Consider the following 21,837-nt stretch of genomic DNA (forward strand, 5'->3'; position numbering starts at 1 on the left):
CGGCACGCGTGATCAGCAGGTCGACACGCGTGATTGAAGGGTCGACACGGCGGATCCGGACGAACCGGGCCGTCGGCGGCCCGTTGCGTGGGCCGGCGGCTCCCGCTGTCAGGATGTGCGAGTGGACCGCCCCGACCTCGACGACGAAACCGGCCCGATTCGCCGGGTCACCGACGAGGTGCCCGTTTCCCCGGCCCGCGGGACCTCCGGAACGCCGGGTACGCCCCGGAAACCGGCCCGCCGGACGCCCCCGGAAGGAACGCCCGCGGCCCCGCGCCGACGCACCGACACCGGAGCGCAGCGGGTCCCCGGGAAGCCGACCGACACGGGAACCCAGCGGGTGCCACGAAAGCCTGCCGACACGGGATCCCAGCGGACCTCCGGGAACCTGACCGACACCGGCGCCCAGCGGATTCCCGGGAAGCCGACGGACACCGGCGCCCAGCGAATCCCCCGCAGGCCGGCCGACACGGGAGCCCAGCGGATTCCGGCGACTCCGGCCGACGCCGACTCCCCGCGGGGAGCGGCGAAACGAGGCGACACGGGGCCCCAACGAGCGGCCCAGCGTGGCGACACCGGGCCACAGCGAGCGGCGAACCGGGGCGACACCGGGCCACAGCGGGTCGCCGATGGCCGCGTGCGTCCCGGGAGTCGGGCCGCGGCACCGAAACCCGAATCCGACGCCGGGCACGGCCACGGTCATGGGCACGGCCACGGGCCCGCCGCCCCGGCGTCACGGCGGGTCCGGCTGCTGCTGATCTGGATGCTCGCTCCCCTGGCGCTCGCCACCGTGGTCGGGATGCTCGTGCTGTACCCGTGGGGCAAGCCGTCGCCGACGAGTGTCGTTCCGCAGGGGACGCCGGTGAAAGCGTCCATCACCACCACCGCCACCGGGCCGTGCCTCGCTCAGGGCCAGGTCCAGGTCGGGGACCAGACCGATCCGAACGCGAAGCCGTGCCTGACCGTCGCGCTCACCATGACCGACGGGCCGGCCACCGGGAAACCGTTGCAGCTGACCGTGCCGATCGAGCCCAGCACCCCGCGGTTCGCCGCCGGTGACGCGGTCGTGCTCGCCTACAACGGCGGGAACGCGGCCGACCCGTCGAGCTTCCAGCTGGTCGACTTCCAGCGCGGCACCCCGCTGCTCGTGCTGGCCGCGCTGTTCGCCGTCGCCGTGCTGGTGCTCGGCCGCTGGCAGGGCCTCGCCGCGCTCGTCGCGCTCGGCCTGTCCTTCGCGGTGATCGCGCTGTTCATCCTGCCGGCCGTCCTTTCGGGTGAAAACCCGCTGCTGGTGGCGATCGTCGGCGCGGGCGCGATCATGTTCATCGCGTTGTACCTGACCCACGGGCTGACGGCGAGAACGTCCGCTGCCGTGCTCGGCACGCTCGTCAGCCTCGCGCTGATCGGCGTGCTCTCGGCGATCTTCTCGGCCGCGGCGTCGCTGACCGGGCTCGACGACAGCACCTCGACGCTCATCGGCTCGCTCGGCCACGGCATCGACGCGCGCGGGCTGCTGCTCGCCGGCGTCGTGATCGGCGCCCTCGGCGTGCTCGACGACGTCACCGTCACCCAGACCAGCGCCGTCTGGGAGCTGCGCCGCGCCAACCCCGGCCTGAGCTGGCGGGAGCTGTACAGCTCGGGCCTGCGGATCGGCCGCGACCACGTCGGCTCGGCGGTCAACACCCTGGTCATGGCCTACGCCGGCGCCGCGCTGCCGGTGCTGCTGTACTCGTCGATCTCCGGGGTCGGCCTGGGCGCGCTGCTCGGCAGCGAGGAGATCGCGCAGGAGATCATCCGCACCCTCGCGGGCAGCGTCGGCATCGTGGCGGCCGTCCCGGTGACGACGGTCCTGGCCGCGCTGATCGCCTCCCGCGAGCCCGCGACGTACCTCAGCAGCACCACGAAAACCGTTCCGTCCCACCCGTAACACCGGCGAGCCCCGGGCGCGACAGCGGCGCCCGCACGCGGTAGGAAGGCGGTACCCGACCCGGGAGCCGCCATGTCCGTGCTCGCCTGCCCCCGCCAGCTCGTGCGCGGCGTGCTGCGGCTGGTCACGGCCACCGTCCAGGCCGTCGAGTCGATCCCGCGCATCGCCACCGCCCTCGACGACGTCCGGGCGACGCTGCACCAGGTCGAACGTCTCACCGCCTACATCGCGCAGGAGGTCCCGGAGCTCGTCTACCAGCTGGAACAGCTTCGTGAGCCGGACGGCGACGTCAGTCGAGAGTCGCCACGAACCGGCTGACGGCCTCCATCGTGAACCGCTGCACGTACTTGCCCGACGGCGCCACCGACGCCAGCCGGTAGAGCGGGCGGTCCGCGACGCCGCCGCCGCGGGCCTCGGCCTTCAGCTCGGAGACCAGCAGCTCCCCGAAGACGAGACCGTTCGCCTCGGTGTTGTTCATCAGCGCGTTGGCCAGCTTCCGCAGCTGCAGGACGCCCAGCTCGCGCCCGCCCGTGCCGGAGAACACGGCGAGGTCGACCTTCGCCACCTGCCGCCGGTTGCCCGCGTTGACCAGCAGGCTGACCGTGCGGGTGCCGCGGACGTCGCCGATCACGAGGTCGAGGCGGGTCGCGGTGACGAGGTCGACGCGACGCAGCCCCCACGTGCGCACGATCAGCGTCGAGCCCTCGAGCCAGACGCGGCGCCGGATGCTGACCGCCATCACGTAGGCCAGCGGCAGGGCGATCACGAGCGCGACGACCAGGCCGATCACCGTGCCGCCGATCAGCCCCGCGACCCCGCCGAACGCGGCGGCGACGATCACCACGCCGATCAGCCCGGAAATCCCGCGGCGACGGCGTCCGCGCGCGTCCTCCTCGAACAGCGGCAGCCGTTCCGGCGTCTCTTCCGCCATGCTCACGCCCCCGTCCCGGCCAGGAACGGGTTGCCCGCGCGTTCCCGCCCGATCGTCGTCGCCGGGCCGTGGCCCGGCAGCACCACCGTGTCGTCCGGGAAGCCCGCCAGCAGGTCCCGCAGCGACGCCTCGACGTCCCCGCGGCCGACCGACCCGGCGAACAGGGTGTCGCCGGTCAGGGCGAGCCGACCGCCTTCTGCCGTCTCCAGGGCGAGAACGACCGAACCCGGCGTGTGCCCCGGCGCGGACCGGACGTCGACGTCGAGCCCGGCGAGGCGGTGGGTGCCCGCCTCCAGCGGCACGCTCTCGCCGTCGTAGAGCGGGGCGTCGGCGGGGTGCAGGTGCAGCGGGACGCCGTGGGCGGCCGAGAGCGACGCGGCCGAAGCCACGTGGTCGGGGTGGCCGTGGGTGGCGACGAGCGCCGCGGGGACCAGCCGGTGCCCGGCGAGCGCGGCGGCCAGCGGCGCGGCCACCTCCTGCCCCGGATCCACGACCAGACACGGCCCGCCGGCGGCCGCCGCCAGCAGGTAGCAGTTGGCCTGCAGCGGGCCGCTGCCGAAGCCGACGACGAGCACCGAACGCCTCCCGGACATCCGCGCCGGATGGCGCCGATCACGATCAGGTTGAGACTAGCGGGCCCTGTACATGGTCCTCACAGGCTGTGCCCATACACTGCCGCTACCTCAGACGTGTGACACGAGCGGAAACCTGGGAGGGTACGGGGTGGCGACCAACCAGCAGCGCCGCGAAGCTGCGAAGCGCAAGCTCGAGAGGCAACTCGAGCGCCGATTGGAGCAGCAGAAGCGACGCAGGAGAATCGGCGCTGGTGTCGTCGGCGTAGCTGTTCTCGTCGTCGCGGGCGTGGTGGTGTGGATCGTGAGCGCCAACGGCGGTGACAGCACCGCCGATCCGGCCGCGTCGTCCTCGGCCGCCCCGCCGCCGACCGAAGTCCAGATCCCGACGCAGCGCGCGGCGACACCGAAGCGGACGACGGCGCTGCCGAACCCGACGACGTGCGACTTCAAAGCGGACACGACGGGCAAGACGCCGAAGAAGGTGAACCTGCCCGACGGCAAGAACGTCCCGTCGACCGGCACGGTGAACGTGACGCTGAAGAGCACCGCGGGCGACATCCCGCTGACGCTCGACCGGGCGCTCGCACCCTGCGCGGTGCAGAGCTTCATCAGCCTCGCGAAGCAGAACTTCTACAACGACACCATGTGCCACCGGCTCGGCACCGAGGGCCTGCAGATGCTGCAGTGCGGTGACCCCTCGGCCACCGGCGACCCGACGAACGACGGTCAGGGCGGCCCGGGCTACACGATGCCGGACGAGGCGTTCCCGGAGATCAAGTACGGCCGCGGCATCCTCGCGATGGCGAAGACGCAGGCCCCGAACTCCGGCGGCAGCCAGTTCTTCATGGTCTACGGCGACGCCGAGGGCCTGCCGGCCGACTACTCGGTGTTCGGCAGCATCAGCGACGACGGCCTGAAGGTGCTGGACGCGGTGGCCAAGGCCGGCATCGCGAACCCGAACCCGCAGGACGGCACGGGTGCGCCGACCAAGCAGGTGAAGTTCACGGGCGTCACCGTCCAGTAGTGCCGCACCGCATCGAGCTCAACGGGGACCCGCTCGGCCCGGGCGCCTTCGTCGCGGGGATGACCTCCTACGGTCATTTCACCGCGATGCAGGTCCGGGACGGGCGGGTCCGCGGTCTTTCCCACCACCTGGACCGGCTGACCTCGAGCACCCGCCTGCTGTTCGGCGCGGAGCTCGACACCGATCTGGTGCGCTCCTACGTCCGGCGGGCGATCGCGGACGAAGCCGCGCTGTCCGTGCGGGTGGTGGTCCTCACGCGGTCCTTCGACGAGCCGCTGAAGCCGGAGATCCTGGTCCGGACGCTGCCGCCGCACCCGGTCGACCCGGCGCCGCTGCGCCTGGGGACGGTCCGGTACGAGCGGGACCTGCCGCAGGTCAAGCACCTCGGCACCTTCGGCCTCATCCACCACGCCCGCCAGGCCGAGCTCGCGGGCTACGACGACGCGCTGTTCGTCGACCACCAGGGCCGGATCAGCGAGGCGTCCATCTGGAACGCGGGTTTCCTGGCCGGCGACACGGTCGTCTGGCCGGACGCGGCCGTGCTGCCGGGGATCACGATGCTCGTGCAGCGGGAAGCGCTGGCCCGGCTCGGCGTCCCGCAGGAGACGCGCGAGGTCCGGCCCGCCGACCTGCCCGGGTTCGACGCGATGTTCGTCACCAACTCCGAGACCCCGGGCCGCCCGGTCACCGCCGTCGACGACTTCGTGCTGCCGCCTGCGGACCGCGCCGTGCGGCTCCTCGCCGAGGCCTACGAAACCGTGCCCTGGGACGAAATCTGAACCACGCCACCACCCGCCCCGTGTAGAGGGGAACACCGGGGCCGGTTGTGCCACTGGGGAGAGGGTGGGCGACGATGGCCGAAAACCGGGTTCCCGCGGTGCGCCGCGTCCTCGGGCGCACCGGCCAGGCCGCCTGCGCCGGTGCCCTGTTCGCGGTGCTGGCCGGCGGGCCCGCGCTGGCCCAGTCCGCGCCGCCGCCCCCGCCGTCGGTGAAGTACTTCGTCGTCCCCCATGCCGCAAACCCCGACGACATCACGCTGTTCAAGATCGCCGAACAGGCGCTGGGCGACGGCAACCGGTTCCAGGAGATCTTCACGCTCAACCGGGGCCGGCCACGCCCCGACGGCACGCCGTTCGACGACCCCACGGCGATCGAGCCGGGCCAGGTCCTCCAGCTGCCCGACGACGCCCGCGACCCCGCGGTGAAGTTCGGGCCGCTCCCGGCCACCCCGGTGGCCGCCCCGCCCGCCCGGGCAGCGGCACCCCAGCCGGCCGAACCGGGGCTGGGGGCCGGGCTCGCGTCCGCGGTCAGCGGCACCGGCGGCCTGCTCACCGGGCTGATCGCCGGGCTCTGGTGGCGACGGCGGCCGCGGGTCGTCCCGCCGGTGCCGTTCGAGCCGGCCGAGCCTCGCGAGTCGTTCGAACCGGTCGAGCGGTTCGAGCCGCGCTGGCCCGAGCCGGACGACCACGACCACGACGACGGGTCCGGCTCGGTCAGCGGCACGCTCCCGATCCCCGTGGTCGTCCCGCTGCCGCGGCCGGACCAGTCGTCCGACCGGCTGCCGGTGGTGCTGCGGCAGGAGCCGATCACCGCCGAGCACTCGATCATCTTCTTCGACACGGCCGACACCCAGGTGATCGCCGCGATCCGGCCCGGCTCGCAGTTCCGGTTCCGGATCGGCCCCGCCCGCGAGCCGGACGGCGCCACCGTGCTCGTCGTGGACGACGAAAGCGACTGACGCCGGCGCGTGCGTGCGGGCCGCGTCACTCTGCGCTGAACGGATCAACCGGCGCCGGAACACTGGCCATCGGCCCGCCGCGCCCGCGATAGTCGTCTGATGACCTGGGATCCCTTCGGCACGCTGCGGAAGGCGCTGTGGATCGGCGGCGCCCCGTGGACCGGGAAGTCCACCGTCGCCCGGCTGCTCGCCGAGCGGCACGGCCTGACGACCTACCACCACGACCACCGGACCCGGCCCGCCCCGGGCGGCGACGTCTCCGCCGGCGAGCAGCTGATGACCGAGGTGCGGCACGGGTTCGACTGCGCGCTGGCCGATCTGCGGGTGCTGACGTCGCCGCGGCCGATCGTCGCCGAGGGCTGGGGGCTGCGCCCGGAGCTGGTCGCGCCGCTGGTGGACTCGCCGGGCCGGATGGTGGTGCTCGTGCCGACCGAGCTGTTCCGCCAGCACCAGCTGCGGCACCGGCCGGAGGAGCCCGCGATCCCGGAGCAGCGCAGTGTGCTGACGCGGGACCGGATGCTCGCCGCGCAGGCCGTGCGGTCCGCGCGGGAGCTGGGCATCCGGGTCATCGAGATCGACGGCCGGCTCGGTCCCGCCGGCGTCACCGACGTCGTCGCCGAGCATTTCCGCGGCTACCTGGACGCTTGACGATATTATTAGTCCCGCGTTGTCCGGCCGTTTCCCCCCGCGGGCGGTTGACCGGCTCCGGAACGGTCGCGCAAGATCGATGACCGACACCGCCGCCGCTCTTTCCGCGCAGCAAAGGGGCTGGGTTCTTTGGCGTTCCGGAAAACACTTCGCGTCGTCCTCGCCGCCGTTCTCGGACTGACCCTGCTCGGGCACCCCGCCGAAGCCGCACCACCCGACTGGTCGCGCGCCGTCGCCGACTCCACGATCGCCGCGCACCCCGCCGCGTCGCTGGGGCTCGGCTACACCGACGCCCTGTTCCTGCTGGGCCTGTACCGCGTTTACCAGCGCACGCACGACGTCCGCTACCTGAACTACCTCGAAACCTGGGGTGCGGCGAAGGTGCAGCCGGACGGCGGCACCGGCAACCCGTACAACGACCTGGACAGCATGCTGGCGGGCAACGTCTTCCTCGTGCTGGCCACCAAAACGGGCGACGCGCGCTACTCGCTGGCCGCGCGGCGGATCCACGACCGGCTGGCGACGTACCCGCGGACCACCGACGGCGGATTCATTCACAACACGGGATTGACCGGCCAGCTGTGGGCCGACGGCGCATTCATGCTCGACCCGTTCCTGGCCCGGTACGGAAAGGCCGTCGGCGACGCCGCGAGCACCACCGAATCGGCCGAACAACTCGTCACCTATTTCACTCATCTGCGGCATCCGAGCGGATTGCTGTACCACGCGTACGACGAGCGCCGGAAGCAGAGCTGGGCCGATCCGGTGACCGGGTTGTCCCCGGACGTGTGGTGCCGCGCGGTCGGCTGGTTCGGCGCGGCCACGGTCGACGTCCTCGACGCGCTGCCCGCGGCGGCCCCGCAGCGCGGCGCCCTCGTCGGCATCGTCCGGTACCTCGCCCAGGGTTTCCGCCGCTGGCAGGACCCGGCGACCGGCCGGTGGTTCCAGCTGACCGTCAAGCCCACCGCCGCCGACAACTGGACCGAGACGTCGTGCTCCAGCCTGTACACCTACACGCTGTCCCGCGCGGTGCAGCGCGGGTACGTCGGCCCGGAGTACCGGCCGGTGATCGCCCGCGGGTACGCCGGTGTGCTCGCGAAGGTCTCCCAGGCCGCCGACGGGACCACCGCCATCACGGACATCAGCGTCGGCACCAACGTCGGCAACGGCCGCTACTACCTCGACCGGCCGCGGGCCACCAACGACTTCCACGGCCTCGGCGCGTTCCTCTACCTCAACGAGCAGCTGGCCGGGGCCGCGCGATGAGGCGCGCCGCCGCGGGCCTGGTCCTGGCCGTGACGGCTACCCTGGTCACCACGATGCCCGCCGACGCCGCCGACCGCTGGACGGTCAGCCTGACCGGTGCGGTGACCGCCGCGGTCGCCCGCACCGGCGACGGCGGGCTGACCTTCGCGGCCACCCGGGGCGCCACCACGGTGCTGGCGCCCGCGCCGCTGGGCGTCCGGACGAAGACCGCCGACCTGACCCGCGACCTGCGGTTCGTGCGCCGCACCGACCGGATCGTCGACGAGCGCTACACGATGACGACCGGCAAGCAGCTGCGCCGGCACGCACGGGCGGCGGAGACGACGTTGTCCTTCGCCGGCGCGGGCGAAACCCGGCTCGACGTCGTCGTGCGCGCGGCCGCCGACGGCGTCGCCTACCGGTACGCGCTGCCCGGCGCCGGGCCGGTGACGATCACCGGTGAGGCGTCGGCGTTCACCCTGCCCGCGACCGCGCCCGCCTGGCTGCTGCCCTACTCCCCCAACTACGAGAACGTCCGCGTCGAAACCACCGCGAGCGGCGCGAAGGCGGGCGACTACGGCTTCCCCTCGCTGTTCGACACCGGCGCCGGGAGCTACACGCTGCTCACGGAGTCCGATGTGGACGGTCGGTATTCCGGCGCCCGGCTGACGCACGCGGCGGGCACCGCGGACTACGCGATCAAGCTGGCCGACGCCTCGGTCACCGCCGCCGGGCCGTTCGCGACGCCGTGGCGGGTCGCGATCACCGGCGACCTCGCGACGGTGACCGCGTCCACGTTGGTCGACGACCTCGCGCCGCCGTCGAAGCTCACCGACACGTCGTGGATCCGGCCCGGCAAGGTGGCGTGGTCGTGGCTGTCCGAACACGACAGTCCGAGCGATCCCGCGCGGCAGAAGCAGTACGCGGACTTCGCCGCCCGCAACGGCTGGCCGTACCTGCTCATCGACGAGGGCTGGGACGCGTCCTGGGTCCCGGACGTCGTGCGGTACGCGCGGGCCCGCGGCGTCGAGGTGATCCTGTGGTTCCGCTGGACCACCCTCGACACGGCGGCCGAGCGCGCGAAGTGGCTCCCGCTGGTCAAGTCGTGGGGCGCGGCCGGGATCAAGGTCGACTTCATGGACTCCGACACCCAGGCGCGGTTCCGGTTCTACGACGACATCGCGGCGGCCACCGCGCAGCAGCGGCTGATGATCAACTTCCACGGCGCGACCATCCCCCGCGGCCTGCAGCGGACCTGGCCGCACGTGATGAGCTTCGAGGCTGTGCGCGGCGCGGAGCAGTTCAAGACGCGGGCGTCGACCAACACGATGTTCCCCTTCACCCGCAACGTGGTCGGCAGCATGGACTACACGCCGACGGCGTTCGTCGTGGCCGATCGGGACACCACGGACGCGCACGAGGTGGCGACGTTCTTCGTCTACGAGTCCGGCTGGCAGCACGGCGCGGACAAGCCGGAGAACTACGAGGCCCGCCCCGAAGCCCTGCACACGCTCGACCAGCTGCCGACGGTGTGGGACGAGACGCGGCTGCTGTCCGGCCGCCCCGGCCAGGAGGCGGTGTTCGCCAAGCGCTCCGGCGACCGCTGGTTCGTCGGCGGCATCGAGGCGGGCCCGGCGAAGACCGTCGACGCGCCACTGGACTTCCTCGGCCACGGGCGCTGGCTCGCCGACACCCTGCGCGACGGCCCGGCCGGCCTGCTGCGCGAGAAGTCGGCGGTCACCGCGGGCGGCCGGCTGAGCGTGCCGGTCGCGAAGAACGGCGGGTTCGTCACGGTCCTCTGCCCCGCGTGGCCGGGCCGCACGACCTGCGACGAGGAGGTCCGGCAGGTGCCGGCGACCAGCCTCAGCGTCACCCCGGCGACGGCGGAGGCACACCCCGGCACGATCGTCGAGGTCAAGGCGACCTTCCGGCTACCCGCGGGAGCACCGCTGCTCGACGTCGAACTCGGGCCCGCCGCCCCGGCGGGCTGGACGGTGACCGGACGCCCGGTCTTCCGGCCGGTGCTGTTCGCCGGGCAGCCCGTGTCGGGCACCTGGCGGTTCACGGCGACCGCCGCGGCCGCCCCGGGCACGACCGACCTGCCGGTCGCGGCCACCTACCGCTTCCGCGGCCGGGCCGTCCACGTCGAGGGTGCGACCAGCGTGTTCGTCCCGCCGCCGGTACCGGCCGGGACCGCGCAGGTCAGCGCGCTGCCGTTCCTGGCGTCGTCGAACGGCTGGGGCCCGGTGGAGCGCGACCAGTCCAACGGCGACACCGCCGAGGGCGACGGCCACCCGCTGACCATCGGCGGCACGGTCTACGCGCACGGCCTCGGCACGAACGCGCCCAGCTCCGTGACCGTGTGGCTCGGCGGCGCGTGCACGGCGTTCTCGGCGGTCACCGGCGTCGACGACGAGGTGAAGGCGCCCGCTTCGGTCGCGTTCCGCGTCCTCGGCGACGACGGCCGTGTCTTGGCGGAGACACCCGTACTGCGCCCGGCCGACGGCGCCCACCCGCTGACGGCCGACGTCACCGGCGTCCGGCGCCTGACCCTGCAGGTCACCGACGGCGGCGACGACAAGGACTCCGACCACGGCGACTGGGCGGACGCGAAGCTCACCTGCGCGGCACCGTGACGGTGGTCTTCGTGACCGGCATGTCCGGTATCGGGAAGTCGACAACCCTGGCCGAGCTGATCCGGCGCGGCCACCGGGCCGTCGACACCGACTACGGCGGCTGGATCGAGAACCCCGAGGGCGAACGGCGGTGGCGCGAAGACCGGATCGACGCGTTGCTCGCGAGCCACGAGCGCTCGGGCGAGCCGTTGTTCCTCTCGGGCACCGTGGTGAACCAGGGACGCTTCTACCCGCGGTTCGCCGAGGTCGTGCTGCTCAGCGGAAGGTGAAGTTCGGCGGGCGCCGGTCCAGGAAGGCCGCGACGCCCTCCGCGTAGTCCTCGCCGTGCAGGGCCTCGGACCGCAGCTCCTCGACCTCCGCGTCCGGGCTCTCCTGGCCGGCGACGATCTTCTCGATGATCCGGTTCATCCCGCGAACCGACGCCTGCGAGCGCGAGCACAGCGTCCGCACGAACTCCAGCGTCGAGGCCTCCAGCTCGTCGGCCGGGAAGACGTCGTTGAGCAGGCCGATCTCGCGCGCCCGGGCCGCCGTGATCAGCTCGCCGGAGAGCAGGAAGTACTTCGCGTGCGCCGGCCCGACCAGCGACACGAGCTGGCGGGTCGAGTCGAAGTGGTAGACGATGCCGAGCTTCGCCGGCGTGATGCCGAAGCGCGACCCCTCGGCGGCGAAGCGGAAGTCGCAGGCGACCGACACCTGGCAGCCGCCGCCGATGCAGTTGCCCTGGATCATCGCGACCGACGGCTTCCGCATCGACGTCAGCGCGGCCACCGCGCCTTCGACGGCCTTGTCGTAGCTCGCCGCGCCCTCGGCGGTGGTGCGCAGCTCGCCGAACTCGCTGATGTCCGCGCCCGCCGAGAAGTGCTTGCCGCCGCCCGCGAGCACGAGCACCTTGAGCGTGGCGTCGGCCTCGACGTCGGCGACGACGTCCGGGATCGCCGACCACATGCCGTAGGTGATCGCGTTCATCTTCGCCGGCCGGGCGAAGGTCAGCCGTGCCACCTCGCCGTCGCGCGTGAAGTCGAATCCGTCGGTCATGCTCGGCACCCTAGCTTCTCGCCCTGAGCGAAACCCCGGGTGTGTGACGCGGTCGCGGCGCTAGCTTGGGCCCATGGCGACGATCGAGTTGAACGGGACCACGTTCGGGTACGACGAAGCGGGCGAGGGGCCCGCGGTCGTGCTGCTGCACGCGGCCATCGGCGACCGCCGGATGTGGGACGCCCAGTTCACCGCGCTCGCCGCCACGCACCGGGTGATCCGCTACGACCGCCGCGGCTTCGGCGAGTCCGCCGACGGCCTCGGCGAGTTCGCCCACCACGAGGACCTGCTGGCCCTGCTCGATGCCCGGGGGATCGAGCAGGCCGCGCTGGTCGGGGCGTCGATGGGCGGCGCGGTCTCGCTGGACACCGCGCTCGCCGCGCCGGAGCGGGTCACCCGGCTGGTGCTGCTGGGCTCCGGGCTCAGCGGGCACACCTGGCCGGACCACATGCAGGCCGACATCGCCGAGCTGACCCGCGAAGTCGACCCGGCGGACGCGAAGGCCATGTCCGAGGCCAACGTCCGGTACCTGGTCGCCGGGCCCGCGCGCGAGGTGTCCGTCCTGCCGCCGGAGATGCTCGCGCGGGTCCGGGAGATGTGCGAGCAGGTGTACCACCGCCTGTCGACCGCTCCACAGTGGACGGAGCGGGTCCCGGACACCCGGCACCGGCTGGCCGGGATCACCACCCCGGCCCAGGTGGTGATCGGCCTGTCGGACGCGCTCGGGCTGATCGAGCTTTCCCGGCACATCGCGAAGTCCTTGCCCAACGCCGAGCTGGTGGAGATCCCCGACACCGGGCACCTCCCCATGCTCGAGCGCCCCGACGACGTCACCGCGTTGCTGCGGAAGGTGCTCTGACTCGGCGACTCAGGTGAAGATCTTCTGCACCTGGTCGGAGATCTTCGCCACCAGCTCGGAGAACTGCACCACTCCGCCCAGCAGGCCCTTGACCTTCTCCCAGCGGCTGCGCACCACGGCCGGTTCCGCGGCGTCGCCCGCGCGCAGGTCGGCCGCCAGGTCGTCCAGCGTGTCCTCCAGGACCTCCTGCTTGGCCAGGTCCTGACCGCGCACGTCGGCGGCGAGCCGCTCGACCAGGCCGAGCAGCGCGGGCAGGGCGGTGTCCACGCCACCGCCGTCGATCCCGGTCTGGGTGATCGGCCCGGAGTTGTCCCGGCCGATGCTGACCTTGTTCGTGATACGGGGTTCCATCAGGCCTCCGTCCGGGCCAGGCGGCCGGGTGCGCGGGGCGGGCGCGGCCGCGGGCCGCGCTGCCCGGTCTGGGTGATCGGGGCGCGGTTGTCGCCGCCGATGGTGATGTCGTTGTTGATCACGACGGCCGCCTGCTCCTCGAACTTCGCCGTCGAGAACCCGGCGTCGCCGAGCAGGCCGCCGATCGCCGGCAGGAGCCGGCTTTCGATGATCTTCTCGTACCGTTCGATGTCGACGAGCTGGAAGTAGTCGGTGAACAGGTTGACCGACGCGAGCTCGCGCAGGGTGCTCGAGGCGCCGTAGCGGTCCGGGTCGAGGACGCCGGGCTCGCGCTTCGGCCGCCGGATCCAGGACGCGAGGTTCGCGATCCGGCCGGGCAGGCTCGCGGGCATCTCCAGCCACGCCAGGAAACCCTGCCCGAGCGGGCGCAGCGAGTCCGGCCGCATCTTGTCCACCACGCGGTACTCGGCCCGGATCGGCGGCAGCATGAACGGCGTCCACTCGACGTACAACGTCGTCTCGTCCACCGCGACGTGCAGGAACGTCGTGAGCACGAGATCCCGGTCCCAGGTCTCGACCTGGAAGCACAGGTAGTAGCGCGCCCACTCCTTCGGCTCCATCCGGAGCCGGTCGACGTCGGCCTCGGTGAGCCGGGTGTGCGGCGGGTACTCGATGTCGGGCAGGTACGCCGCGGCCTCCGGCTCGGCCAGGTGGTCGACGAGCTCGGCGGCCGGGGTGAACACCGCCTCGGTCACGGTCAGCCCGCCCAGCCGCCGATCCGGCGACAGCGAGCCCGACCGGCGGAGGTTCCCGATCGCCTCGCGGATCCCTTCGTACAGCGTTTCGGTGGTGAGCTCCCGCCGCGTCGCCGGATCACTCTCGTCGTCCTCCAACCGCTCCAGCGGGATCGCCATCGACCAGGCGTCGCGCCGGAAACCGGCCCCCACGAACGGGTTGTAGCCCCGGTAGACCACCAGCGGCGCGCCGGGCACGCCGGCGAACTCGTCACCGCGCTGGTACCGGGCGAGCTGGTCGCGGAAGTCTTCGGTGAACAGCCCGGTGAGGCTGCCGCTGTCGGCCGCGGGGGCGGCGTGGCGCTTGAAGCGCGTCGTCAGCAGGTTCCACAGGGACCAGCGCTCGAGCGTGACGATCACCAGCACGACCAGGGCCAGCACGACACCGATGACGGTCCGGGCGGTGTCACCGCCCGTCGACGACGGCTCGTAGTCGTCGTAGTACCGGGAGGAGGACCGGCTCCCGGAATCGAAGAACTCGCCCGCGTAGGGCAGCAGCACCGCCACGGCCAGGACGGCGAGGCCGAAGCCGATCACGATCTTCGGGTTGATCGACCGCTGCGGCGCGTACCCGGCTTTCCCCGAACGCGCGACCACCAGGACGACCGACAGCACGATCCAGCCGTAGAGCAGCGGGTTGTCCCACGACAGCCCGACGACGATGGCCATCAGCAGCACCAGCAGGCCGTCGTAGTTCTTCCGGCGGGCCCGCGCCCGCACCGCCTCCGTGAGCACGCGGCCCGCGTCGAGCCCCGTCGACGGCGGCACCGGACGGGTGGGCTCGACGAGGAACTCGGTGATCGCCCGTTTGCTGTAGCCGGGGTCGAGGTAGGACGCCGCGCACAGGTAGCGCGTGGTGTCGTCGGCCGTGCCTGAGGACATTGCTGCTCCCTCGCGTTTCCGGAGGGTCGAGGCCGGGCGCACCGCTTCCGGACGGCTCCCTCACCTGCAATTTGCCGACCGTAGCATGCACTCGAAGAACGCGGCACCGTATTTCCCGGGCCGGTTCCGGAAACCCGCCGGAAATGGGCGCGGTCGCGGATTCCGGGAATGGGCCGGACCGGCATTCGACAATTTCTTCGCGCCCGGCCGAAAAGATCACGGTATGTCCATTGTGGACAGTCCAGGCGAGTCGGCGGCCCCTGCCGCTCCGGTCGTGAGCGCGCGCTAGGACGCCGACGTCACGCGGTAGACGTCGTAGACGCCTTCCACGCCGCGGACCACCTTGAGGACGTGGCCCAGGTGCTTCGGGTCGCCCATCTCGAACGAGAAGCGGCTGACCGCGACCCGGTCGCGGGACGTCGTCACCGAGGCCGACAGGATGTTGACCTTCTCGTCGGCCAGCACCTTCGTCACGTCCGAGAGCAGGCGGTGCCGGTCGAGGGCCTCGACCTGGATGGCCACCAGGAACACCGACGACGCCGACGGCGCCCACTCGACCTCGACCAGCCGCTCGGGCTGGGACTGCAGGTCGCCGGCGTTGGTGCAGTCGGTGCGGTGCACCGAAACGCCGCCGCCGCGGGTCACGAAGCCGAGGATCTCGTCGCCCGGCACCGGGGTGCAGCAGCGGGCCAGCTTCGCCCAGACGTCGCTCGCGCCCTTGACCACGACGCCGACGTCGTTGGAGCCGCGGCGCCGGGTGACGGTGGACGGCGTCGCGCGCTCGGCGAGCTCCTCCTCCGCCGCGTCGACGCCGCCGATGAGCGCGACCAGGCGCTGCACGACGTGCTTGGCGCTGGTGTGGCCCTCCCCCACCGCCGCGTACAGCGACGAGATGTCGGCGTGGCGCAGCTCGGTGGCGATCGAGCCCATCGACTCCGCGGAGACCAGCCGCTGGATCGGCAGGCCGACCTTGCGGATCTCCTTGGTGATCGCTTCCTTGCCGCCTTCGATCGCCTCGTCGCGGCGTTCCTTGGCGAACCACTGCCGGATCTTCGCGCGCGCCTTCGGCGAACCCGCGAACTGCAGCCAGTCGCGGCTCGGGCCGGCGTTCTCCGCCTTCGAGGTGAAGATCTCGACGACTTCGCCGTTTTCCAGCTTGCGTTCCAGCGCGACCAGGCGGCCGTTGACGCGGGCGCCGATGCAGCGGTGCCCGACCTCGGTGTGCACGGCGTAGGCGAAGTCGACCGGCGTCGACTCGACGGGCAGCGTGATCACGTCGCCCTTCGGCGTGAACACGAAGATCTCGCGCGCGGCCAGCTCGTAGCGCAGCGACTCGAGGAAGTCGCCCGGGTCCGCCGCTTCCCGCTGCCAGTCGAGGAGCTGGCGCATCCACGCCATCTCGTCGACGTCCACGGCGTTGCCGTTGTGCGTGCCCTTGGTTTCCTTGTACCGCCAGTGCGCGGCGATGCCGTACTCGGCGGTGCGGTGCATCTCGTAGGTGCGGATCTGCACCTCGAGGGGCTTGCCGTCCGGGCCGATCACCGTGGTGTGCAGCGACTGGTAGACGCTGAAGCGCGGCTGCGCGATGTAGTCCTTGAAGCGCCCGGGAACCGGCTGCCACAGCGCGTGGACGACGCCCATCGCCGCGTAGCAGTCGCGGACGTCCTCGACCAGGATCCGCACGCCGACCAGGTCGTGGATGTCGTCCAGGTCGCGGCCGCGGACGATCATCTTCTGGTGGATCGAGTAGTAGTGCTTCGGCCGGCCCTCGACCTTCGCGGTGATCCGCGACGACACGAGGTTGCTGGTCAGGTCGGTGATGACCGAGCGCAGGTAGATGTCGCGCGAGGGCGCCCGGTCGGCGACCAGGCGCACGATCTCGTCGTACTTCTTCGGCTGCAGGATCGCGAACGCGAGGTCCTCCAGCTCCCACTTCACGGTGGCCATGCCGAGACGGTGGGCCAGCGGGGCGAGGACCTCGAGGGTCTCGCGCGCCTTGCGGGCCTGCTTCTCCGGCGGCAGGAAGCGCATCGTGCGCATGTTGTGCAGCCGGTCGGCGAGCTTGATGACCAGCACCCGCGGGTCCTTGGCCATCGCGATGACCATCTTGCGGATGGTCTCGGCCTCGGCGGACGTGCCGAGCTTGACCTTGTCCAGCTTCGTGACGCCGTCGACCAGCTCGGCGACCTTCTCGCCGAAGTCGGCCTTCAGGCTCTCGACGGCGTAGCCGGTGTCCTCGACCGTGTCGTGCAGCAGCGCCGCGACCAGCGTCGTGGTGTCCATGCCCAGCTCGGCGAGGATCGTGGCGACGGCCAGGGGGTGCGTGATGTACGGGTCGCCGGACTTGCGCCGCTGGCTCCGGTGCAGCTCCTCGGCGACGTCGTAGGCGCGCTGCAGCAGCCCGAGGTCGCCGTTGGGGTGCAGCTCGCGGTGGATGACCGCGAGGGGTTCCAGGACCTGCTTGACCGGGGCGGCGCGCTGGGCGGTGATCCGCCGCGCGAGACGGGCGCGCACCCGCCGGGTGGCGGACGGGTTCGGGGCCGCGCCGTTCGGCTTCGGCGACGCGGGCTGTGCCGCCGCCTGCCCGTTCTGCGGGGCGCCCTCTTGAGCGGGCACCGCGGCGTCGAGCTCCTGGCTCACCCGCACCTCCTGCTGCTCGTGCGGCCTTCGAACCCCCAGGGTAGCCGCTCGGTCCTGCGACCCCGCCGGGTGCGCCCGTTCCGGGTGATCCGGACGGCCGTAGAGCCCGCTGACCTGCGGATTCACCCGATCGCCGGATCGACGCGGGCGTGTCGCTCACCGCAACCGGCCGAAGCCGTGGCTCGCGTGATCAAAGCCGTGACTCGCGTGACCGGACCCGTCATCAACGTGATCGAGGCCGGAACTCGTGAGTTCCGGCCTCGATCACGTGAAATCCGTCCGGGATCACGCGGGTTACGGGTTCAGCAGACCCGCAGTGCGTGGATCTTCCGGTCCCCCAGCACCTGACGGCCGCCGAGGGCCGCCAGTTCCAGGACCACCGAGACGCTGTCGACGACCGCGCCCGCGTCTTCCAGGAGCTTGCCGGTCGCCGCGACCGTGCCGCCCGTGGCCAGGACGTCGTCCAGGATGGCGACGCGCTGGCCGGGGTGCACCACGCCCGCCGGCAGCTCGACCGTGGCCGTGCCGTACTCCAGCGCGTAGTCCACCCGGCCCGCGACCAGCGGGAGCTTGCCCGGCTTGCGGATCAGCACCACGCCGAGGCCGTGGGCGTACCCGACGGCCGCGGCGAGCAGGAATCCGCGGGCCTCCACGCCGGCGAGCGCCTCGACCCCAGGGTCGATGGTGCTCGCCAGCGCGTCGGTCACGGCCTTGAAGGCGCCGGCGTCCGCGAACATCGGGCTCAGGTCGCGGAACAGCACGCCGGGTTCGGGAAAGTCCGGCACCTCGGCGATCAGGCCGAGGGCCTTCTCCAGCTCCACGTCAGCGCTTCCGCTTCCCGGCCGGCTTGCCCGCGGGACGCTGCTTCTGGATCCGGGCGGGCACGCTCGACGCGGCGGCGTACGCCTTCTCCTTGCGCAGCTCCGCCGCCAGGGCGTCGTCGTCCGAGGCGTCGAAGTTGCCGCTCGCGGCCTTGCGCTCCTGGTTGGCCCGGCGCTGCTGGACCCGCTCGGCCTGCTGCCGGTACTTCGGGTCGCGCATCTTGAAGTCGACCAGCAGCGGCGTCGCCAGTGCGACCGACGACAGGACGCCGACGATCGTGCCGGTGAGCTGCACGAGCGCCAGGTCCTGCAGCGTGCCCGAGCCCAGCAGCACGTACCCGACGATCAGCAGGCCGAGGATCGGCAGCAGCGCGATGAACGCGGTGTTGAACGACCGCATCAGGGTCTGGTTCAGCGCCAGGTTCGCGGCTTCGCCGAACGTGCGGCGGGTCAGCCCGAGCAGGCCGCGCGTGTTCTCGCGGACCTTGTCGAACACCACCACCGTGTCGTAGAGCGAGAACCCGAGGATCGTCAGCAGGCCGATCACCGTCGCCGGCGTGACCTCGAAACCGATCAGCGAATACACACCCGCGGTGACGAAGATGTCGTGCAGCAGCGAAACGAGGGCCGCCGACGCCATCCGCAGGTCGAAGTAGATCGCCAGGAAGATGACCACCGCGACGAGGAACACGATGAGGGCGATCAGCGCCTTCTGCGAGATCTCCCCGCCCCAGGACGCGCTGACCGCGCTGTCACTGATCGCCTGCACGCTCGGCTGCTTGTTGCTGCCGATCGGCCCCAGGTCCTGGAACAGGGTCTGCTTGAGCTTGGCGACGTCCGCCGCGTCCAGCGTCTCGGTGCGGATCTGGATGGTCGACGCGTCACCCGTGCCGACCTTCTGCGTCTCCGCGGCCGGGTGGCCGAGGGCCTTCTCGAACGAGACCTTGGCCTGGTCCTCGGTGATCACGCCGTGGACGCCGTTGGCCGGCATCTGCAGCTGCGTGCCGCCCTCGAACTCGATGCCGTAGTTGAAGCCGCGGAAGATCATCGACGCGAGGCACACGAGCACCAGCGCGGAGAAGAAGATGTACCAGCGCTTGCGCTTGCCGACGACGTCGAACGCACCGCTGCCGACGTAGAGACGACGGAAGATGCTGTCCTTCTTGCCGGGTTTCGCCGCGACCTTCATGTCGCCGTCGGCGTCCCTGCCCAGTTCTTCGACGCCCACGTCAGGCCTCCTTCACGTTCGCGCGGCCGACCGAGGTCGACTTGCGCTGCGAACCCACTTGCTGCACGGCACCCAGGCCCAGGTACTTGGGATTGGACAGGAACTTCGACTTCGACGTGGACGCGATCGCGACCAGCGGGTGCGTCACCAGGTAGACGATCACCAGGTCGAGCACCGTGGACATGCCCAGGGTGAACGCGAAGCCCTGGACGTCGCCGACCGCGATGATGTACAGGATCGCCGCGGCCAGGAAGCTCACCGCGTCCGAGGCCAGGATGGTGCGCTGGGCGCGGGTCCAGCCGCGCGGCACCGCGGACCGGAACGTCCGGCCCTCCCGGATCTCGTCCTTTATTCGTTCGAAGTAGATGACGAACGAGTCCGCCGTGATGCCGATGGCGATGATCAGGCCGGCGATGCCCGCCAGGTCCAGCGTGTAGCCGATCCAGCGCCCGAGCAGCACCAGCACCGCGAACACCAGCGAGAACGACAGCCCCAGCGACAGGATGGTGAGCACACCGAGCAGCCGGTAGTAGAACAGGCAGTAGATGAAGACGACCAGCAGGCCGATGCCGCCGGCGATCAGGCCGGCCTGCAGCGACGCGAGGCCCAGCGTGGCCGACACCGTGGTCGCGTCCGAGGAAGCGAACGACAGCGGCAGCGAGCCGTACTTCAGGATGTCCGAGAGGTCCTTCGCCTCGGTCTGCGTGAACTTGCCGGTGATCTGGGTGTTGCCGTCCAGGATCGCGACCTGGATGTTCGGCGCGGACACGACCTGCGTGTCGAGCACGAACGCGGCCTGCTGGTTGGTGTTCTTCGAGGTGAAGTCCGCCCAGATCTTGGTGCCCTCGCTCTTGAAGCTGAGGTTCACCACCCACTGGCCGCGCTGCTGGTCGTAGCCCGAGCTCGAGTCGGCGATCTCGGTGCCCGGCAGGAACTCCGGCTCCAGCAGGTACTTGTACGTGTCGTGGTCACCGCAGGCGACCAGCGGCAGCTTGGGGTCGTCGTTGCCCTCGAGGGGGTCCTTGGCGTTCGGCGCGCAGGTGATCGCCGCCATCGCCTGGGCGACGAGCTCCTGGTTCGGGGTGCCGTCGGCGCCGATCATCTGCGGGTTCTGCCGGACGGCCTTCGCGGCCTGGATCTGCTTCGCGGTGTCGGCGTCGACCGAACCGTCCACCGGGGCCGGCGCCTGGCTCGTCGCGGGCGGCGGGGTGCTGCTGCTCGGCGGGGCCGGCGTGGTGCTCGGGGCCTGCGCGGGCGCGGCGGCGGGGGCACCGCCACCACCGGCGGCCGGGCTGGATGGCGGGACGCTCGAACCGGCCGTCGGCGCGCCGGAGGACGCCGGGGGCGTGCTCGGGGCGCCCGACGTCGGGGCCTGCGTCCCGGTCGGGACGCCGGTCGGCGGCGTGGTCTGCGGGGGCACGACCGGCTGCGTCGCGTTGGCGACGACCTTCCGGAAGCCCAGCTTGGCCGTCTTGCCCAGGTTCTTCGCCTGGTCACCCTGCTCGCCGGGGACCGTGATCACGACGTTGTTGCCGTCGAGGAGGACCTCGGTGCCACCGACGCCGATCCCGTTGACGCGGCGCTCGATGATCTGGCGCGCCTGGTTCAGGGACTCCCGGGTCGGCTGGCCACCGTCCGGGGTGCGGGCGGTGAGCGTGACCCGGGTGCCGCCCTGCAGGTCGATGCCCAGCTTCGGGGTCGGCTTGTGGTTGCCGGTGAGGAACACCAGCGCGTACAGCACGATCACGATCAAGGCGAACAGGGCGAGATAGCGTCCCGGGCGGAGATGCCCGGCCGATGCTGCCACGGTGCTTCGGTCTCCTCGGACTGGGTGGGAACCCCGACGTTGCGGTGCCCGCCCGGAGGGTTTCCGGGCCGGGACTGTGTGCGATTCACTCCCGGGCACGGGTATGACGGCGGACACGCACGCAGCACCGAGACACTACTCGGTGCTGCGTGAGCCCGGCGTTGCGGCCACACCGACTTTCGTCGGGGGTTTCGCGCCCTGCCCGGGGTTGCCGCGGGGCCTTACTTCTTGCCGTGCTCCAGCGGGGGCGCGACCTGCGCGGTCGTGGCCGGCTCGTCGTCCTTGATGCCGGAGCCCGACTCGATGATCGACTCTTCGGCCGGCGCGTCCGACGACAGCTCGTCGGCCGGGGTCTCGTCGGTCTCGACGACCGGCTCGACCTTCTCGCGGACCGCGAGGCGCAGCCAGGTGGTGACGACGCCGGGGGCGATCTCGATGTCGATGGTGTTGTCGCCCGAGGTGTCGGCGACGGTGCCGTAAAGACCGGAAGTGGTCATCACGCGGTCACCGGGCGCCAGGCTGCTCTGCAGGTCCTGCTGCGCCGCCTGCTGCTTCTTCTGCTTGCGCGAGCTCATCACCAGCGGCACGGCGAGGACGAGCACGAGCAGCAGTGGCAGCAAAAGGTTTTGCATGATTCTCCGTTCGACGGACTCCGGGCCCAGCCGAAATGTCCGGTTTTTGGGTGGTGTGCTCCTG

Annotated in this window: 20 protein-coding genes; 10 read left to right on the plus strand and 10 right to left on the minus strand. The window is 71.7% G+C overall.

Translation table 11 applies throughout. The features are described 5' to 3' along the window. Positions 1–121: 121 nt before the first annotated feature. Together MUY22_RS39265 and MUY22_RS39270 are read left to right on the plus strand one after the other, a co-directional pair. On the plus strand, positions 122–1,927 hold the full coding sequence (locus MUY22_RS39265) for a YibE/F family protein (protein WP_371827532.1): 1,806 nt from the start codon (positions 122–124) through the stop codon (positions 1,925–1,927). Positions 1,928–1,999: 72 nt separating this feature from the next. Further along, the gene (locus tag MUY22_RS39270) at positions 2,000–2,245 is read left to right on the plus strand and encodes a hypothetical protein (RefSeq protein ID WP_247052245.1); all 246 of its coding nucleotides are present in this window, start codon (positions 2,000–2,002) and stop codon (positions 2,243–2,245) included. Here the strand turns inward: MUY22_RS39270 and MUY22_RS39275 are convergent. Next, the gene (locus MUY22_RS39275; RefSeq protein WP_247064347.1) at positions 2,217–2,858 is read right to left on the minus strand and encodes a hypothetical protein; all 642 of its coding nucleotides are present in this window, start codon (positions 2,856–2,858) and stop codon (positions 2,217–2,219) included. The two genes, MUY22_RS39270 and MUY22_RS39275, sit on opposite strands and share 29 nt — an antisense overlap. A 2-nt stretch (positions 2,859–2,860) precedes the next feature. Then, positions 2,861–3,433, minus strand: coding sequence for an MBL fold metallo-hydrolase (locus MUY22_RS39280; RefSeq protein ID WP_247064349.1), 573 nt, complete (start codon positions 3,431–3,433; stop codon positions 2,861–2,863). A 148-nt stretch (positions 3,434–3,581) separates the two neighbouring features. Between MUY22_RS39280 and MUY22_RS39285 the strand changes: the two genes are divergently transcribed. The 7 genes from MUY22_RS39285 to MUY22_RS39315 all read left to right on the plus strand — a co-directional run bounded on the left by MUY22_RS39285 (position 3,582) and on the right by MUY22_RS39315 (position 10,993). Next, positions 3,582–4,457 carry a peptidylprolyl isomerase gene (locus tag MUY22_RS39285; RefSeq protein ID WP_247052246.1) on the plus strand — a complete coding sequence of 292 codons (876 nt, stop codon included), beginning with the start codon at positions 3,582–3,584 and terminating at the stop codon, positions 4,455–4,457. After that, positions 4,457–5,236: an aminotransferase class IV family protein gene (locus MUY22_RS39290; protein ID WP_247052247.1), complete on the plus strand. Its 780-nt coding sequence runs from the start codon at positions 4,457–4,459 to the stop codon at positions 5,234–5,236. The genes MUY22_RS39285 and MUY22_RS39290 overlap by 1 nt, the downstream gene beginning before the upstream one ends. A 74-nt stretch (positions 5,237–5,310) precedes the next feature. Beyond that, positions 5,311–6,195: a LysM peptidoglycan-binding domain-containing protein gene (locus tag MUY22_RS39295; protein ID WP_247052248.1), complete on the plus strand. Its 885-nt coding sequence runs from the start codon at positions 5,311–5,313 to the stop codon at positions 6,193–6,195. Between the two features lie 99 nt (positions 6,196–6,294). Then, positions 6,295–6,843 (plus strand): hypothetical protein, encoded by a 549-nt coding sequence (locus MUY22_RS39300; RefSeq protein ID WP_247052249.1) that lies wholly within the window; start codon positions 6,295–6,297, stop codon positions 6,841–6,843. Positions 6,844–6,972: 129 nt separating this feature from the next. Beyond that, the gene (locus tag MUY22_RS39305; RefSeq protein WP_247052250.1) at positions 6,973–8,109 is read left to right on the plus strand and encodes a glycoside hydrolase family 105 protein; all 1,137 of its coding nucleotides are present in this window, start codon (positions 6,973–6,975) and stop codon (positions 8,107–8,109) included. Further along, positions 8,106–10,724, plus strand: a complete 2,619-nt coding sequence (locus tag MUY22_RS39310) for a glycoside hydrolase family 97 catalytic domain-containing protein (protein WP_247052251.1) — start codon at positions 8,106–8,108, stop codon at positions 10,722–10,724. Before MUY22_RS39305 ends, MUY22_RS39310 begins: the two co-directional genes overlap by 4 nt. Before the next feature lie 11 nt (positions 10,725–10,735). Continuing rightward, the gene (locus tag MUY22_RS39315; RefSeq protein WP_247052252.1) at positions 10,736–10,993 is read left to right on the plus strand and encodes a hypothetical protein; all 258 of its coding nucleotides are present in this window, start codon (positions 10,736–10,738) and stop codon (positions 10,991–10,993) included. Here MUY22_RS39315 and MUY22_RS39320 read toward each other — a convergent pair. Continuing rightward, the gene (locus tag MUY22_RS39320) at positions 10,980–11,759 is read right to left on the minus strand and encodes an enoyl-CoA hydratase-related protein (protein WP_247052253.1); all 780 of its coding nucleotides are present in this window, start codon (positions 11,757–11,759) and stop codon (positions 10,980–10,982) included. The genes MUY22_RS39315 and MUY22_RS39320 overlap by 14 nt on opposite strands. Positions 11,760–11,832: 73 nt before the next feature. Between MUY22_RS39320 and MUY22_RS39325 the strand changes: the two genes are divergently transcribed. After that, positions 11,833–12,618, plus strand: coding sequence for an alpha/beta fold hydrolase (locus tag MUY22_RS39325; RefSeq protein WP_247052254.1), 786 nt, complete (start codon positions 11,833–11,835; stop codon positions 12,616–12,618). 9 nt (positions 12,619–12,627) lie between these two features. Here the strand turns inward: MUY22_RS39325 and MUY22_RS39330 are convergent, their stop codons facing one another. The 7 genes from MUY22_RS39330 to yajC all read right to left on the minus strand — a co-directional run bounded on the left by MUY22_RS39330 (position 12,628) and on the right by yajC (position 21,773). Continuing rightward, positions 12,628–12,969, minus strand: coding sequence for a type VII secretion protein EccE (locus tag MUY22_RS39330; RefSeq protein ID WP_247052255.1), 342 nt, complete (start codon positions 12,967–12,969; stop codon positions 12,628–12,630). After that, the gene (locus MUY22_RS39335; RefSeq protein WP_247052256.1) at positions 12,969–14,645 is read right to left on the minus strand and encodes a hypothetical protein; all 1,677 of its coding nucleotides are present in this window, start codon (positions 14,643–14,645) and stop codon (positions 12,969–12,971) included. The genes MUY22_RS39330 and MUY22_RS39335 overlap by 1 nt, the downstream gene beginning before the upstream one ends. Before the next feature lie 285 nt (positions 14,646–14,930). Continuing rightward, complete coding sequence (locus MUY22_RS39340) at positions 14,931–17,285, minus strand: bifunctional (p)ppGpp synthetase/guanosine-3',5'-bis(diphosphate) 3'-pyrophosphohydrolase (protein ID WP_247052257.1); 2,355 nt, start codon at positions 17,283–17,285, stop codon at positions 14,931–14,933. Between the two features lie 302 nt (positions 17,286–17,587). Continuing rightward, positions 17,588–18,106, minus strand: coding sequence for an adenine phosphoribosyltransferase (locus MUY22_RS39345; protein ID WP_247052258.1), 519 nt, complete (start codon positions 18,104–18,106; stop codon positions 17,588–17,590). A 1-nt stretch (position 18,107) separates the two neighbouring features. Next, positions 18,108–19,334 (minus strand): protein translocase subunit SecF, encoded by a 1,227-nt coding sequence (gene secF, locus MUY22_RS39350; RefSeq protein WP_247052259.1) that lies wholly within the window; start codon positions 19,332–19,334, stop codon positions 18,108–18,110. Position 19,335: 1 nt separating this feature from the next. Beyond that, positions 19,336–21,141 carry a protein translocase subunit SecD gene (secD, locus tag MUY22_RS39355; protein ID WP_247052260.1) on the minus strand — a complete coding sequence of 602 codons (1,806 nt, stop codon included), beginning with the start codon at positions 21,139–21,141 and terminating at the stop codon, positions 19,336–19,338. A 221-nt stretch (positions 21,142–21,362) separates the two neighbouring features. Continuing rightward, the gene (yajC, locus tag MUY22_RS39360; RefSeq protein ID WP_247052261.1) at positions 21,363–21,773 is read right to left on the minus strand and encodes a preprotein translocase subunit YajC; all 411 of its coding nucleotides are present in this window, start codon (positions 21,771–21,773) and stop codon (positions 21,363–21,365) included. Between the last annotated feature and the right edge of the window lie 64 nt (positions 21,774–21,837).

Origin of the sequence: Amycolatopsis sp. WQ 127309 (genome assembly GCF_023023025.1) — a bacterium.
Taxonomy (GTDB): domain Bacteria; phylum Actinomycetota; class Actinomycetes; order Mycobacteriales; family Pseudonocardiaceae; genus Amycolatopsis.

Bases quoted from the DNA above. Each gene is read 5' to 3' on its own strand.
- MUY22_RS39270 (WP_247052245.1), top strand. From the start codon at position 2,000: ATGTCCGTGCTCGCCTGCCCCCGCCAGCTCGTGCGCGGCGTGCTGCGG.
- MUY22_RS39275 (WP_247064347.1), bottom strand. From the start codon at position 2,858: ATGGCGGAAGAGACGCCGGAACGGCTGCCGCTGTTCGAGGAGGACGCG.
- MUY22_RS39295 (WP_247052248.1), top strand. From the start codon at position 5,311: ATGGCCGAAAACCGGGTTCCCGCGGTGCGCCGCGTCCTCGGGCGCACC.
- MUY22_RS39300 (WP_247052249.1), top strand. From the start codon at position 6,295: ATGACCTGGGATCCCTTCGGCACGCTGCGGAAGGCGCTGTGGATCGGC.
- MUY22_RS39310 (WP_247052251.1), top strand. From the start codon at position 8,106: ATGAGGCGCGCCGCCGCGGGCCTGGTCCTGGCCGTGACGGCTACCCTG.
- MUY22_RS39320 (WP_247052253.1), bottom strand. From the start codon at position 11,759: ATGACCGACGGATTCGACTTCACGCGCGACGGCGAGGTGGCACGGCTG.
- MUY22_RS39325 (WP_247052254.1), top strand. From the start codon at position 11,833: ATGGCGACGATCGAGTTGAACGGGACCACGTTCGGGTACGACGAAGCG.
- MUY22_RS39330 (WP_247052255.1), bottom strand. From the start codon at position 12,969: ATGGAACCCCGTATCACGAACAAGGTCAGCATCGGCCGGGACAACTCC.
- MUY22_RS39335 (WP_247052256.1), bottom strand. From the start codon at position 14,645: ATGTCCTCAGGCACGGCCGACGACACCACGCGCTACCTGTGCGCGGCG.
- yajC (WP_247052261.1), bottom strand. From the start codon at position 21,773: ATGCAAAACCTTTTGCTGCCACTGCTGCTCGTGCTCGTCCTCGCCGTG.